19 protein-coding genes are annotated in these 13,954 nt (G+C 72.5%); 5 read left to right on the top strand and 14 right to left on the bottom strand.

Annotation, left to right across the window (positions count from 1 at the left end; translation table 11 throughout):
* The first annotated feature begins 15 nt into the window (after positions 1–15).
* Entirely contained in the window at positions 16–519 is a 504-nt protein-coding gene (locus C1I98_RS03210) for a TIGR02611 family protein (RefSeq protein WP_233507114.1), read from the top strand.
* Positions 520–552: 33 nt separating this feature from the next.
* Complete coding sequence (locus tag C1I98_RS03205; RefSeq protein ID WP_146607262.1) at positions 553–1,503, top strand: hypothetical protein; 951 nt, start codon at positions 553–555, stop codon at positions 1,501–1,503.
* Here C1I98_RS03205 and selD read toward each other — a convergent pair.
* The 11 genes from selD to C1I98_RS03160 all read right to left on the bottom strand — a co-directional run bounded on the left by selD (position 1,488) and on the right by C1I98_RS03160 (position 7,602).
* Positions 1,488–2,501 (bottom strand): selenide, water dikinase SelD, encoded by a 1,014-nt coding sequence (gene selD / locus C1I98_RS03200; RefSeq protein WP_111165547.1) that lies wholly within the window; start codon positions 2,499–2,501, stop codon positions 1,488–1,490. The genes C1I98_RS03205 and selD overlap by 16 nt on opposite strands.
* 72 nt (positions 2,502–2,573) lie before the next feature.
* Positions 2,574–2,909, bottom strand: a complete 336-nt coding sequence (locus C1I98_RS03195; protein ID WP_146607261.1) for a hypothetical protein — start codon at positions 2,907–2,909, stop codon at positions 2,574–2,576.
* A gap of 4 nt (positions 2,910–2,913) precedes the next feature.
* Positions 2,914–3,375: a hypothetical protein gene (locus C1I98_RS03190; RefSeq protein WP_111165545.1), complete on the bottom strand. Its 462-nt coding sequence runs from the start codon at positions 3,373–3,375 to the stop codon at positions 2,914–2,916.
* A gap of 117 nt (positions 3,376–3,492) precedes the next feature.
* A complete protein-coding gene (locus tag C1I98_RS41130) occupies positions 3,493–3,666 on the bottom strand; it encodes a hypothetical protein (RefSeq protein ID WP_158557892.1) in 174 nt (57 codons plus the stop codon).
* On the bottom strand, positions 3,654–4,229 hold the full coding sequence (locus C1I98_RS03185; RefSeq protein WP_111165544.1) for a hypothetical protein: 576 nt from the start codon (positions 4,227–4,229) through the stop codon (positions 3,654–3,656). Before C1I98_RS03185 ends, C1I98_RS41130 begins: the two co-directional genes overlap by 13 nt.
* Positions 4,226–4,747 (bottom strand): hypothetical protein, encoded by a 522-nt coding sequence (locus C1I98_RS41125; protein ID WP_158557891.1) that lies wholly within the window; start codon positions 4,745–4,747, stop codon positions 4,226–4,228. Before C1I98_RS41125 ends, C1I98_RS03185 begins: the two co-directional genes overlap by 4 nt.
* 31 nt (positions 4,748–4,778) lie before the next feature.
* Positions 4,779–5,531: a hypothetical protein gene (locus tag C1I98_RS03175; protein ID WP_111165542.1), complete on the bottom strand. Its 753-nt coding sequence runs from the start codon at positions 5,529–5,531 to the stop codon at positions 4,779–4,781.
* A gap of 145 nt (positions 5,532–5,676) precedes the next feature.
* Positions 5,677–5,997: a GroES family chaperonin gene (locus tag C1I98_RS03170; RefSeq protein WP_111165541.1), complete on the bottom strand. Its 321-nt coding sequence runs from the start codon at positions 5,995–5,997 to the stop codon at positions 5,677–5,679.
* 74 nt (positions 5,998–6,071) lie between these two features.
* Positions 6,072–6,896: an ABC transporter ATP-binding protein gene (locus C1I98_RS03165; RefSeq protein ID WP_233507109.1), complete on the bottom strand. Its 825-nt coding sequence runs from the start codon at positions 6,894–6,896 to the stop codon at positions 6,072–6,074.
* A complete protein-coding gene (locus tag C1I98_RS44885; protein ID WP_199536694.1) occupies positions 6,893–7,030 on the bottom strand; it encodes an iron chelate uptake ABC transporter family permease subunit in 138 nt (45 codons plus the stop codon). Before C1I98_RS44885 ends, C1I98_RS03165 begins: the two co-directional genes overlap by 4 nt.
* A complete protein-coding gene (locus C1I98_RS03160) occupies positions 7,030–7,602 on the bottom strand; it encodes a FecCD family ABC transporter permease (protein ID WP_199536693.1) in 573 nt (190 codons plus the stop codon). Before C1I98_RS03160 ends, C1I98_RS44885 begins: the two co-directional genes overlap by 1 nt.
* Positions 7,603–7,641: 39 nt before the next feature.
* Between C1I98_RS03160 and C1I98_RS03155 the strand changes: the two genes are divergently transcribed.
* Positions 7,642–8,352 (top strand): ABC transporter substrate-binding protein, encoded by a 711-nt coding sequence (locus tag C1I98_RS03155; RefSeq protein WP_199536692.1) that lies wholly within the window; start codon positions 7,642–7,644, stop codon positions 8,350–8,352.
* On the opposite strand, the gene C1I98_RS03150 is transcribed toward C1I98_RS03155, so the two are convergent.
* Positions 8,349–10,760 (bottom strand): helicase-associated domain-containing protein, encoded by a 2,412-nt coding sequence (locus C1I98_RS03150; RefSeq protein WP_111165539.1) that lies wholly within the window; start codon positions 10,758–10,760, stop codon positions 8,349–8,351. The genes C1I98_RS03155 and C1I98_RS03150 overlap by 4 nt on opposite strands.
* Before the next feature lie 202 nt (positions 10,761–10,962).
* On the bottom strand, positions 10,963–11,469 hold the full coding sequence (locus tag C1I98_RS03145; RefSeq protein WP_233507107.1) for an ATP-binding protein: 507 nt from the start codon (positions 11,467–11,469) through the stop codon (positions 10,963–10,965).
* 226 nt (positions 11,470–11,695) lie between these two features.
* Here C1I98_RS03145 and C1I98_RS03140 point away from each other — a divergent pair, with 226 nt between their 5' ends.
* Both C1I98_RS03140 and C1I98_RS03135 read left to right on the top strand, forming a co-directional pair.
* Positions 11,696–12,556, top strand: coding sequence for a Sco1979 family transcriptional regulator (locus C1I98_RS03140; protein WP_497844036.1), 861 nt, complete (start codon positions 11,696–11,698; stop codon positions 12,554–12,556).
* Complete coding sequence (locus C1I98_RS03135; protein ID WP_111165537.1) at positions 12,557–12,793, top strand: DUF397 domain-containing protein; 237 nt, start codon at positions 12,557–12,559, stop codon at positions 12,791–12,793.
* Positions 12,794–13,232: 439 nt separating this feature from the next.
* Here C1I98_RS03135 and C1I98_RS03130 read toward each other — a convergent pair whose 3' ends face one another.
* A complete protein-coding gene (locus C1I98_RS03130) occupies positions 13,233–13,814 on the bottom strand; it encodes a histidine phosphatase family protein (RefSeq protein WP_111165536.1) in 582 nt (193 codons plus the stop codon).
* Positions 13,815–13,954: the final 140 nt, after the last annotated feature.

The raw sequence follows: 13,954 nt of genomic DNA, 5'->3' as shown, positions 1-13,954 counted from the left end.
TTATGAGGGGGTCAGGTGGCGGTCTCAGGCGGCGGTGCCCCGGAATCTCCGGGCGGTCCGGCGACCACGGATGGTCGGCGGGCGGGTGTGGAGGTCGGCGACGCCGACGCCGTGAAGGAGGGCGCCGCGCGGCGTTCCGGGCTGCGCGGCTGGCGCGAGGGCATCCGGGCCACGCCCGGCGGCAGCCTGGCGCTGAAGATCGGCGTCGGCGTGGTCGGGGCGCTCCTGGTGATCGGCGGCCTGGTCATGGTGCCCTTCCCGGGGCCCGGCTGGCTGGTCGTCTTCGCCGGGTTCGCGGTACTGGCCACCGAGTTCGTGTGGGCGCTTCGGGTGCTGCAGTTCGGCAAGCGCACGCTGGCCGCGTGGACCGACTGGCTCAAGCGGCAGGGCTGGACGGTCCGCATTCTCATCCTCGCGGTCACCCTGCTCGCCGCCGGGGCCATCGTCTGGCTGGGCCTGAAACTCAGCTTGGGGATTGATGTCGTCCGAATGGCATTGTCCTATTTTGGAATGGCTTAAGGATTTGTCGCTCGCGGGGCTTAGGATGCCCGCGTGAGATTATCGATCCGTACTGGCGTGGTGGCGGGTTGCCTGGCGTTGTCCGCGTCGCTGACCCCCGCCGCGGTGGCCCAGGCCGCCGAAGACACGGAGGTCGAGCTCCCCGGCACGGGAGTCGTCCTGCATGAGAAGTCCACCGACCGCCTGCTGGTCACCGCCTACATGGTGGGCGACGACGTCTACCTGCGCGGCAAGGGCGGCGACGCGTTCGCCAAGAAGTCCGGCTACACCGAGATCACGGTCTCGCCCGGCGGCGCGCGGGCGGCCGGGCTGCGCGACAAGTACGCGAGCAGCGGCTATGACCAGGTGGCCATCATCGACCGGGCCACCGGGACGGCCAAGTACATCAGGACCGTCAAGAAGCCCTTCATCACCGCGGCGCTCTACTGGTCCCGCGACGGGCGCAAGATCTTGGGCACCACGCAGCGCAAGGTCGGCAAGAAGTGGCTCACCCACGGCTTCTCCGTGATCGACGTGGCGGCCGGCACGCACAGCGAGGCCAGGCTGCCCAAGCCGCTCAAGGACCACAGCTTCGAGTGGAGCCCCGACGCGCGCAGCGTCTACATCGTGCAGGAGGGCAAGCTCCTGGAGTACGGGCTGGACGGGAAGCCGCGCCGCACCCTCGACGTGGGCGTCACCGCGTCCGGTGACGACGTGTTCTCCCCCTCCGGCAAGCGGTTGCTGACCTGGTGCCCGAAGAGATACCGGGAGCCCGTGTGCGTGGCGGCCCGCGGCACCGGCAAGGTCGTCAAGCGGCTCGCGGTGGAGCCGGAGCACCTGTGGGGCTGGTGGGACGAATCCCACCTCATGATGGTCTACAAGAACGACGGGGCCTACCGTTCGGTCGTCACAGACCTGAACGGCAAGACCACCCGGGTGCTCGCCGACATCACCTCCTCCGCGTGGAAGAACGACGACATCTACCTGTCCTACACGCGCAGGTGAGCCGCCGTGCCGCGGATCACGACCGGATGCTCGCCGCGCGGCGTCAGCCGGCCGATGACCGGCGCGCCGGGGATCTCCCCGGCGATGAGCAGCCCGCCTGAGGTCTGGGCGTCGGCGAGCAGGAGCAGCAGGTGCTCGCCGGCGTCGCCCGGATCGAGGTGCGGCGCCACCCACTCCAGATTGCGCCGCGATCCGCCCGGCACGTAGCCGTCGCGGATCGCCTCCCAGGCCCCCTCGATGACCGGTACGGCGGCGGCGTCGATTTCGGCGGTGACACCCGAGGCGCGGGCCAGTTTGTACAGGTGGCCGAGCAGCCCGAAGCCGGTCACGTCGGTGGCGCAGCGCACGCCGGCCGCTGTGGCCAGGGCGGCGGCGTCGGCGTTGAGCGCGGTCATCACCTCCACCGCCTGGGGGAAGGTCTCGCCGGTGGCCTTGTGCCTGTTGTTCAGCACGCCCGAGCCGATCGGCTTGGTCAGGGACAGCGGCAGGCCCGGGCGTCCGGCGTCGTTGCGCATCAGGCGATCGGGGTCGGCCAGGCCGGTGACCGCCATGCCGTACAGCGGCTCGGGGCCGTGCACGCTGTGGCCGCCCGCCAGGTGGCAGCCCGCCTTGGCGGCGATGTCGGCCCCGCCGCGCAGCACCTCGCCGGCCACGTCGTACGGCGGGCCCTCGCGCGGCCAGCACAGCAGGTTCAGCGCGACCAGCGGCCGGCCGCCCATCGCGTACACGTCGGACAGCGCGTTGGCGGCGGCCACGCGTCCCCAGTCGTAGGGGTCGTCCACGACCGGCGTGAAGAAGTCGGCGGTGCTCACCACGGCCTGTCCCGCCGAGATCCGCACCACGGCGGCGTCGTCGCCGGTGTCCAGGCCCACCAGCAGGTCGCCCTGCGGCGTCCCCCCGGTCAACCCGGCCAGCCCGGCCAGCACGGCTTCGAGTTCACCGGCCGGGATCTTGCAGGCGCAGCCGCCGCCCTGGGCGTAGTGCGTCAAGCGGAGCATCGGTACCTCCCTGTCGCGGGGGACGTGTCACGGGCCGTTTCGTACCCCACCGCGCACCGGGCCACGCGGCGCTCAACGGCCTCTCCTGCGGCGCAGATGCCGCCGCAGGGCATGCCCGGCCAGGCGGAGCGCCGCGCCCCGGCGGCCCGGAGCGACCAGGCCCGCCATCCGCAGCGGCAACGCGAGGCCCCGCCAGACGCGCACCCGCCCGCTTCGCCCGATCGCGACGGCGAGCGGCGCGCCACACCCCGTCCGAGGCGGCAGCGGGTACTCCGCCGCCAGCCCGGGGTCCCGGCACGACCGGATCACGACCGGCACGCCCAGCACCCCGGCCAGCCGTACCGCGATCGCCGAGCACCCCCCGCAAGCCGCGTCATGCACCACCACCACCCGTGCCACATCGCCCATCACGTCACCCTCCACTGATTCCGCAGGCCAGTGAGATGACCGTGGCCAGGGCGGTCGCGAGCGCGAGTGGGCGGTGGGCGGTCCGCCAGCGTGCGTCCCAGCTTCCGCCTCGGGTGGAACCGTCGTGGGCCACGGTGGCGGCGGCCGCGGCCCAGCGGGCGGCGGCGAATCCGGTCGCGGCGGCGAGCGCCCCCGCAGGGGGGACGGCCAGCAGCAGCGCGGCCAGCAGCAGGTGGGGGAGCGCCGAGGGCGAGTAGGTCCGCATCCCGGTGCCCATCTCGAACCCGAACTGCAGCGCCCCCGCGACCGGCCCGCGCAGCACCACGTGCTCGGGTACCAGCCGCCGGTTCTCCGGTACGGCGAACCGCAGCACCCCCGCCTCGCGGAGCAGCACCGCCGCCGCGGCCGGTGCGAGCAGGGCCGGTCGCAGCGGGCCGGGCAGCAGCGCCTGGAGCACCCCGCCCACGGCGACGGCGCAGGCGGCGACGCTGCACGCCCCGGCCAGGAGGCCGAGGCCGAAGCAGGCCAGGGCGGCGGGTCCGCGCCAGACCGGCGCGCTCAGCAGGAACGCCGAGTTGTGGCTTCACGTGCTGCCCGAGTTGGCGTATCCGGCGTTGAGCCCCGCCCAGAGGAACATGACCAGGGCGGGCGCGTCCAGACCGGCCAGCGCCCAGGCTCCGCCCGCGATCGGCACGGCCAGCGTCTCCGGGCGCAGCATCGTGCGCCGCGCGGCCGTACCCGCGGTCACAGTTCGCACATGGCGATGGTCAGGCCCCGGTAGCGGGTGCCGTCGCGCCAGGTCACGGTGGTCATCGCGTCGGAGCAGCGGTAGAGGTCGTCGCCCGAGGTCCAGCGCCAGGCGGTCCTGGTGTCCCGGGAGCCGCAGAAGGAGTCGGTCCGGTGGGCGGTGTACTCCTCGCCGACGTCGGAGTCGGCGCGGGAGCCCTCGAAGTGCCAGTTGGCGTCGTTGCAGGGGTAGGAGCCGATCCGCCAGCCGCCGTAGCAGGCGGCGGGCCCGGAGAACCAGTTCGCATCCGAGGCGGAGTACCCGTCCGGGTAGGCGTCCTTGCAGTCGCCGGAGGTCCACTCCGAGGACGGTCCCCGGGAGGCGCGCGCCGCGCGGCGGGTCAGGTACCAGTCGAACGGCGCGAGCGTGGCCGCGAGGGCGGCGACGGCCAGGCCGCGCAACAGGGTGGCGCGCGAGATCGGCGGCCCGCCGATGAGCGCCCGGATCCGGCTGGGTTCCCGGCCCTCGTCCGGCCCTCCGGGGCCGCCGTTCGGGCTGATCTCCGGGATGGTGGCGGTGAGGTGCGTGCTCATGCGCGTCCTCCTTGGTTCGCGGGTACGGCCGGCGCGGGCAGGGCCCGCGTGAGAAGGGCGGGGACGTCGGTGTCGGCGTAGACGAAGGCCCGGTGGGCGATGACGCCGTTCGCGCGGACCAGGTAGAGGCAGGGCGTGTAGCCCTCGTACATCTCCGCCCACGCGCCGGGGTCGGCCAGCGGCGCGCACTCGCCCGGCCCGCCAGGGTCGGCGAGGCGCCGCGCGGCCTCCTCCGCGGCCACCAGGCCGACCAGCCGGACGTCCGGCCGGTCGGCGGTGAACGCGCGGGCCTGCCGCCACAGCCCGGGGCACAGCGCGCAGCCGCCGTCCAGCAGGACGACGAGCGAGACCGCCTGCCCTCCGGCGGGTGACAGCCCGGCGGGCGCGAGCCGTGCGGCATCGCCAGCGCCCTCGGCCCGCTCCAGGCCCCGCAACCGCGCATAGACGGCCCCGACGGCGAGCACCGCGAACGCCGACACCCCCATCGAGCACAACGCCAGCGCCGTCCCGACGTTCACCGCCCACCTCGTCCAAGAGCATGCGCGGCGGTCATGCGGACCACCGGACCCGGATGGTGGTGAGGACGGTGTCCACGGCGGCGCCGGTCGCCTGGCCGCGGGTTTCGTCGCGGCCGGGGCGGGTGGGGAAGACGACGGTGTAGGCGGCGGTGCCGGTGGCGTAGACGTAGCGCCACTCGAACGGCGTGCCGGCCAGGGCGGCGCGTGTGGCCGGGTCGAGATCCAGCCGCTCTTTCCACACCTCCGCCTCGCCGAGCCGTGCGCCGCGCCATTCGGGCAGTCCGTCCTTCGCCGCCTTGGCGTCCCGGATCATGACGACCAGCCGGTCGCCCATGCCGACCACGAACGTGCCGTACTGGCGTATGCCGGGACCGGCCGTGCGGCGCGGGGTCAGCGTGGCGCCCTGCCGCGAGTCGCGGAAGAGGACCGACGTCGTCAGCTCGTCGAGGACGGCGGGACGCGGCGCGGGACCGCCGAACCAGGTCGTGGCCTCGTGGTAGGGGCCCGCCCAGACCAGGCAACTGCGCGACCGGTCCGCGGCCTCATAGAGCACGAGGTCATACCCCCTGCGCCCGCGTACCTCGCGCCGCGCCCCCGGGAGGATCTTGCCGGGGATCACCTTGTGCTGCCCGGCGGGCGCTAGGTCGTAGGCGCGCAGCAGCCGCGGCCCGGCCATCCGCGTGTGGCCGTACCACTCCAGCCCGCCCGCCTGCTCCGGCAGGTCCACCGTCACCCGCGCGCCGTCCGCCGCCCGCAGGACGGCCTGCGCCATCGTCGCGCCCATATGCCCCTCGACCTGCCCTCATCGACAGAAGTCACAAAACCCGGGTCAGGCTATGCGCGCGGGCGGGCCGTCCCCCGGCGAGGACACACCACATGGCCAACGCTTGAACCGCACCCGGTTCACCCTGGGCGCGAGGAGGTGGGGCTCAGAGGTACAGGCCGGTGCCGTGGTCGGTCTGCGGGGTGGCCACGGCGTGCAGGTCACGCTCGCGCATCACCAGGTAGAGCTGCCCATGGACCTCGACCTCGTACTGTTCTTCGGGATTGAACAGCACCTTGTCACCGACCTTGACCGAGCGCGCGTTGACCCCCACCCCGCACACCTCGCCCCAGGCGAGCCGGTTGGCCATCTTCACCGTCGCGGGGATGACGATTCCAGAGGTGCTGCGGCGTTCTTCCGCCTCGCCGACCGTTTTGATCATCACGCGGTCGTGCAGCATCTGGATCTCGAACTTCGGGTCAGCCACAGGGGAAGTCTATGCATCCGTGCGACCACAATTGCGGAAAGCGCTCTCTTGGGCGGATCGAGGGTCCAGCGCCGTCAGCCGCTCGTGGCGGGGGCGGGGCTGCGCCGGCGCGACTCGGGGACGATCAGCGGGGTACGGCTCTGCGGGTCTTCGATGATCTCGCAGCGCAGCTCGAAGACCTCGGCCACCAGGTCGGCGGTGACGATCCGTGCGGGATCGCCCTCCGCGATGATCTGGCCGTCGCGCATCACGATCAGGTGGGTGGCGTAGCGGCACGCCTGGTTCAGGTCGTGCAGTACCGCGACCAGCGTGTGGCCCTGTTCGTGCAGGTCGGCGCAGAGGTCCAGGACCTCGATCTGGTGGGCGACGTCCAGGAAGGTGGTCGGTTCGTCCAGCAGCAGGATCGGCGTCTCCTGGGCGAGGGCCATGGCCAGCCACACCCGCTGGCGCTGCCCGCCGGACAGTTCGTCCACCGGGCGGTCGGCCAGGTCGGCCACGTGCGTGGCGGCCATCGCCGCGTTGACCGCCGCCTCGTCCTCGCGCGACCACTGGCGCATCAGCCGCTGGTGCGGGTAGCGCCCGCGGGAGACCAGGTCGGCGACGGTGATCCCGTCCGGCACGATCGAGCTTTGCGGCAGCAGCCCGAGCCGCCTGGCCACCTCCTTCGACGGCAGCGAGGTGATCACGCTGCCGTCCAGGTAGACGGCCCCGGTGCGCGGTTTGAGCATGCGGGCCAGAGCACGCAGCGTGGTGGACTTGCCGCACGCGTTGGGACCGATGATCACGGTGAACGACCGGTCCGGGATGGTGATCTCCAGGTTCGTGGCGATCTCACGCTCGCCGTACCCGAGGGTGAGGTCGCTGCCGTGCAGGCGCGGGCCGGTGCCATCGATGCTCAACGTCGTTCCTTCCGCAGGAGCAGGACCAGGTAGCCACCACCGAGTGCGGCGGTGAGCACGCCGACCGGGAGCTGGACCGGCGCGAGCACGCGCTGCGCCGCGAAGTCGGCGAGCACCAGCAGCACCGCGCCCATCAGCGCGACGCCACCAGCGTGACGCCGGGGGAGCGGGTCAGGCGGCGGGCCAGTTGGGGCGCGGTGAGCGCGACGAACGCCACCGGGCCCGCCGCGGCCGTCGCCACGCCGCACAGCGCCACCGCGACGGCCATCGCGCAGCCGCGGACGCGCTGCACCTTGATGCCCATCGCGGCGGCGGCGTCGTCGCCCATCTCCATCATCCGCATGGGCCGCGACAACGGCACGCACAGCGGCAGCAGTACCGCCAGGGCGAGCGCGACGGGCACGGCGTGCTCCCGGCCGCGCCCGCCCAGGCTGCCGGTCAGCCATGCCGCGGCCGTCGCCGCGTCGTTGATGTTGGCGCGGGTGAGCAGGTAGGAGTTGACCGCGAGCAGGATGGCGTTCACGCCGATGCCCACGAGCACCAGCCGGTAGCCGTGGACGCCGCGCCGGTAGGCCAGTACGTAGACGCAGACCGCGGCGAGCGCGCTGCCGGCCAGCGCGCCGCCCGCAATCATCGCCGTCGCCCCTCCGGCGACCGTCGCGATGATCGCCCCGGTGGCCGCCCGATCGCCGTCTTCGGCCCGCACCGGCTCAAGGACGGCGGGCGCGACCCGCAGGTCGGCGAGGTGGACATCACCAAGGTCGAATCGCTCGGCAACGTGTTCGACGAGTTCAACGTCGAGAAGTACGCTTCGCTGCGGCCGGAGCTGCTGATCAGCGGGATGTATGTGAAGGACGAGCTGTGGTACGTGCCGAAGAAGTCGGCGGCGGCCATCGAGAGCGTGGCGCCCACCGTCGGCGTGCGGATCTCCGGCCCGCCGCTCGACGAGATCATCGGCAGGTACGCGGAGCTGGCCGCCTCCCTCGGCGCCGATCTCGGCGCTCCCGCCGTGGTGGCCGCCAAGTCCAGGTTCGAGGCCGCGTCGGCCAAGCTGACCGAACTGGCCGGGGAGAAGAAGCTGAAGGTGCTCATCATGTCGGGCGGCCCGGACAGCATGTGGGTGGTCGTTCCCTCGGATCACGCGGGCGTCACCTACATGACGTCGATCGGGCTGGACGTGGTCGTGCCGGAAAAGCCCGACGCCGGGGGCTTCTTCGAGACGATCAGTTGGGAGAACGCCGACAAGTACGCGGCGGACGTGATCCTTTGTGACGACCGCGCGCGGTCGATGACCCTGGCGGAGATGAAGCAGAAGCCGACGTTCGCCAAGCTGCCCGCGGTCGCGGCGGGCCAGACGTTCCCGTGGCGGGCGGAGGAGCGGTTCAGCTACCTCGGCCACGCGGGGGTGCTCGAAGAGCTGGTCGCGGCCCTCACCAAGTCGAAGAAGCTCGTCTAGCCGGGAAGGTGCGCGCCGCGGACCTCGACGATCTCGGCCAGCGGGAACTCCAGATAGTCGCCCGCCTCCTCACACCAGGCGTCGAGGACGCCGCTGCGCAGCTCGCCGTGGCTGATGGTGGCGGTCAGGCCGCCGGTCAGCGTGATCGCCGCGCGCACCCCGCGGTCCACCACGAATCCGAGCAGCGACTGCTGCGCGGTGGGCAGGCGGGTGGCGCCGCGGCCGATGACGGCCCAGGTGCGCCCGCCCGGGCGGGGCTCGGTACCGGCCGCGCCGAGCAGTCGCCTGGCGTGCTCGCGGGGGTCGGGCGGCGGCTCGGCGATGTCGCCCGGCGGGGCCTCCAGCTCGGCGACCTGCCCGCCGGGCAGCAGGATGAGCCGCCCGCCCCGAGGTTCTTCGATCTTGGCGCGGCGGATCGTGATCTCGCCGGTGTCGTCGATCGGCACCGGCGCGTACCCCGCCTCGCGCAGCGCCGCCAGGGTGCGGTCGGCGGGGGCCGAACCGGCCAGCACGGTGGGGGCCAGGGCGCGCAGGCCGAGCCGGGACAGCCGCCGGTTGGCGGCGATCTCGGCGAGCAGGGCCGGATCGGACGCCTGCACGATGCAGGTGACGCTGGTCACGGTCACCTCGCCGTGCCGCCGCGCCACGTCGTGGACGAGGTAGCTGAGCGGCTGAGGTACCGTGCCCACGGCCGCGAGGTCATCGAGCAGGCCGTCCGGGGTGTCGCCCGCGTCGAGCGCCCTGCGCACGCTCTGCGGGGAGAAACGCCAGACCGAGGCCGCCGCCGCGCCGCGTGACTCCCGGTCGGCGGCGCGGTCGAGCAGCGCGGCCAGCTCCGCCGAGGGCGGGCCGGTGACCACGGCCGTCAGGTCGGCTCCGAACAGCGCGCTGCGGCGTACGCCGGCCAGCGCCCGGGTGGAGCACTCGACCAGCGCGGGGTCGTGCTCCACGGCCGGGGCGTGGTCGTCGTGCTCGGCGCCGGCCACCAGGTCCAGCGCGGCGAGCGCCCGGCCGAGGTCGGTGAGCGCGTCGTGGGCGATCAGGCCGAGCAGCCTGGCCTCGTCCAGCACGGCCGGGGCGATCTCGGCCAGCAGCGCGGGGTCCAGGGTGGGAGCGTGCCAGCCCACGTGCCGTACCAGCCCCGCGCGGTCGGCGTGCGCGGTGGCGTCGGGCAGCCCGGCGAGCACGCCGAGCACCGCACGGCGGATGCGGGCGATCATCGTCCCGGCCGGGTCGTCGCCGAGGACCGTCGCGTACTTGCCGTTGACCTTGCGCAGTGAGGAGCGCTCCATCCGCCACCAGGCGGCCAGCAGCGCGCGCAGCCGGGTCGCGCCGTCGTCCAGCCGCCAGTGGTCGAAGCGCTCGGTGGGCACCAGCCCGCCCGCCGCCTCGTCCCAGGCCAGCAGCCTGGCCACGGCGCAGATCTCCAGCAGCAGCCGGGTCTCGTCCTCGTCGCAGGAGGTCTCCTTGGCGACCCTGCGCACCTCGCGCACGCCCACCCCGCCGCTCTTCAGCAGCGGCAGCGGCGTCTTGGCGGTGTTGTCCAGCAGTGCCGCGCAGCGCTCGACCACGTGCGGGGCCGCCAGCGCCATCAGGTGATCGACCTCCTCGGGATCGACCGGCAGCGTGGCGAGGTCGGGCGGGACGGCGGTCAGCGGCGGGTGCCAGCCGGGCCCGCGTACGGCCAGCGCGACCTCGCGCGGCATCTCCGCGACGTTCCAGCTCGGCCGGAACAGCAGGCCGTGGTCGGCCGCCCATTTCTCCGCCGATCCGGGCACGACGAACAGCCCGCCGTCCACGTCGCGTACCGGGCCCTCCCAGGCGAACTCCTCCGCCAGCCCGCGCGCGCCCTGCGGGGCCTCGGCCAGCAGCGCTGCCACCTGCGCGGGGTCGGACAGGATCTCGGCCACCCGCAGCGCGGCCCGCCGCTTGGGGCCGTGGGAGGGCACGCCGAGGTTCTTCGCCAGGGCGCGCAGCGCGTCCGCGCTGATCGTCCAGGAGTTGAGGTAGTGGGCCAGCGGCTCGCCGAGGCCGCACGGCGCGGGCCACCAGCGGGCCAGCGCGGGGGCCAGGCGCACCCGGCCCTCGTCGTCCGGCCAGGCCAGGGCGTGCTCGTGCAGCCGGTCCAGCCAGGGGCGCACGTCGTCCTCGGGTACGGCGAGCAGCGCGGCCAGCCCGGCCACCGTGGGAGAGCCGCCGATCACCAGGCACGCCTGCGCGATCTCCAGGCAGGGCAGCGGCAGGCCGCGGACCGCCTCCGTCATCGCGATACCGTTGCCCAGCCGCTGCGCCAGCGTGTCCAGGCGGCGCGGCCAGGGGGCGGCGAGGGCGTCGGGCCGGTTGGCAAGGACGCGGGCGAGCCTGTCTTCGTCAAGGGTCTTCAGCCAGCCGAGCAGGTGATCGTCCATCTCTCAGCTCTCTTTGGGGGTCGCGCGCGGGACTAACCGAGGGCCGTAGGCAACCACGGTAATGCAGATCAGATGCCTGACGGGGGAGAGCCGCCCACAATGGAACGCGTTGTGTGGGCCGCGCGGCATCGAGGCCCGCTCCGCGCGGCGAGATGAGCGCGCCGGGCGTCGCGGCGTCGCCGTGCCGCCTGGCGGCTGCCGGCTATCCGCCGATGACGGCCCAGACGATCTTCCCGTACGGCGGCAGCGGCGACCAGCCCCACCGCGCGCTCAGCGACTCCACGATGTGCAGGCCGAGCCCGCCGGGCTCCAGCGGCCCGGGGTGGCGCAGCACCGGGCCGCTGGCCTCGGGGTCGGAGATGGCGCAGGTGACCATGGGGCCCCGGCGGACCAGCGACAGGCGGATCTCTTGGACGCGCCGGGAGTACTCGCCCGGCGCCAGCCGAAGGCCGTGCCGCAGGGCGTTGGTGGTCAGTTCGGAGACGATGAGCGAGATGTCCTCACACAGCGAGGGCAGGCCCCAGCCGGTGAGGGTGCCCGTGGCGAAGCTGCGCGAGCTGTGCACGGAGACCGCGTTGGGCGGCAGAACGAACGTGGCGCTGGCCGTCGCCGCCGGCGAGAGGCCGGTCACCAGGTCTCGCGCGGCGTCGGGCCACCAGCCTGCGGGCGGCCACCAGCCGGGCGCGGTCGGGTGACCGGACGCGCGCACAGCTCCGGTATGGCCGGTATGAGCGGACTGCACAGGATCATGATGATGCAAACTAGCGTGCATGTGCAAGAGCGGATGCACGTGCATCCGGGACATGCAACCGCTACCGTTACCCCTGAACCAGTACTTCTAAAGCAAAGGAGGAACTTGATCGCGGGCAGATCCAACCGCCCGCAAAAGTGACACACTGTGAATGAGTAAAACGACCTAGGAGCAGCACGTGTCGATGGATCCGCCGGGAACCGGTTCCACTGTTCGTCGCATCATGCTCGGCGCGAGCCTGCGCCGGCTGCGCGAGAGCAGAGGGCTCACCCGTGAGGCGGCCGGGTTTCACATCCGGGCCTCGGAATCCAAGATCAGCCGCATGGAACTCGGCCGGGTCGGATTCAAGACGCGTGACGTAGAAGACCTGCTCACGTTGTACGGCGTGCTCGACGACGCCGAGCGGCGGAGCCTGCTGGAGATGGTCCGCGAGGCCAACACGCCAGGTTGGTGGCACAAATACGGTGACGTGCTGCCCGGCTGGTTCAACACCTACGTCGGGCTGGAGGAGGCGGCGAGCGTCATACGCACCTACGAGGTGCAGTTCGTTCCCGGCCTGCTGCAGACGACGTCGTACGCGCGAACCGTCGTCCAACTGGGATATCCCGACGATTCGGCACAGGACATCGAGCGACGTGTGCATCTGCGCATGCAGCGGCAAGAACGCTTCACCAGGAAGGACGGCCCCCGGTTGTGGGCCGTCATCGACGAGGCGGCGCTGAAGCGGCCCATCGGCGGGCCGGCGACCATGCGCGAGCAGCTCCATCACCTGCTGGAGGTCGCCACCCTCCCCAACATCACCATCCAGGTGATGCCCTTCAGGTTCGGCATGCACGCAGCCGAGGGTGGCGCGTTCAGCATTCTGCGGTTTCCCGAGTCCGATCTTTCGGACGTCGTTTACGTCGAGCAGCTCTGGGGTGCCCTCTACCTGGACAAACGTGAGGACGTTGACCCGTACCTCACCGCCATGGAGCAGTTGTGCGTGGAAAGCACCACTCCTGGGGGCACTGCCGAGATCCTCGGCGAACTTCTCAGAGAGATATAAATGAACCACACCTACAACGGCATGCCCGCACATGACCTGATCGACGTGAGCTGGCGCAAGTCCCGGCGGAGCAATTCGACCGGCAACTGCGTCGAGCTGGCCAAGCTTCCGGACGGAAGCGTCGCGGTCCGCAACTCCAGGTTCCCGCAGGGCCCCGCGCTGATCTACACGCGCGAGGAGATGCGGGCGCTGGTCCTGGGGGTCAAGGACGGCGAGTTCGACAGCCTTCTCGTGTAACGCCGTTTCTCACATCCGGCGCACCGGCCGAAGGAGATCGGCGCGCTAGATGCGTTACGGGGTGGTCTTGCCCGGCGGGCGGACACCGGCTCACCACCGGTTCCGGCGACCGGGAATCGGGGCATGCTCGGCCGGATGACCGTGCGTCCGACGGTGGACGCCTGACGGACGCCCGGCGGACGACGCATGCGGCCATCCGCGTCACCGGAGGCGGGGACATCGCGAACGACGCCCGCCACCGGCCGTGGAAGCGGCCGTCCGGGTGCGGTATCCCGCCATGCGCGGGCGGCCGGATGAGCCCGGATGAGCACTGCCCGGCGCACACCTGATGGCGTCGGCGCGCCCGTCATGTCGCGCGCCCGCGAAGACCCTCCCGTGCGGATATCCCGGGTGCCGTAGCCCACGCGGCGCCCTCCTTCCACACGACCGCCCGACGAGATTAGACGCGCGAGTTCCACTGGAGGATTACCGGCTTTTCGTGTTCGTATCCGAGTTCGCTGTAGGTGCCGGTGTCGAGCTTGAACATCCGCCCGTCCCCGGGCGGCAGGCCCAGCCACCGGGCCGCCAGCACTCGCAGTACGTGGCCGTGCGCGACCACGGCCACCGCGCCCTCCGCCGCGCGGGCGCGGGCGATCACCTTGTCGGCGCGTTCGCCCACCTGGGCCGCGGACTCGCCGGGGTGGTCGGCGTCGCCGGGGATCACGCCGTCCCGCCAGAGGTACCAGCCGGGGTGCGACCGGCGGATCTGCGGCGTCGTGATGCCCTCGTATCCTCCGTAATCCCACTCCCATAGGTCGGGCTCTACCTCATAGCCGGTGAGGCCCGCAAGGTCCGCGGTGGCCCGGGCCCGCTGGGCCGGGCTGACCAGGACGGCGGCGAACGCCCGCCCCGCGACCAGCGGCGCGAGCGCCCGCGCCTGCCCCTGGCCCCTCGCGGTGAGGGGCACGTCGGTACGCCCGGTGTGGCGGCCGTCGCGCGACCACTCCGTCTCCCCGTGTCGTAGCAGCAGCATCTCGTCCATGGTCCTTCCATCTTCTCCCGCAGGGCGGCGAGGTCCGTGGCCGGGGAACGCCGTGGGCCCCCATAGGCTCATCGGAGACCTCGAAGTCGGAGGCGTCAAAGGAGGAAACGGCATGGATCCGGTCCGGGTGGGGCTGGTGG

Source organism: Spongiactinospora gelatinilytica (genome assembly GCF_003236385.1).
In the GTDB taxonomy this organism is placed as follows: Bacteria; Actinomycetota; Actinomycetes; order Streptosporangiales; family Streptosporangiaceae; genus Spongiactinospora; species Spongiactinospora gelatinilytica.
Note: the sequence above shows the minus strand (reverse complement) of the source record. Positions and strands in the feature narration are given on the sequence as shown.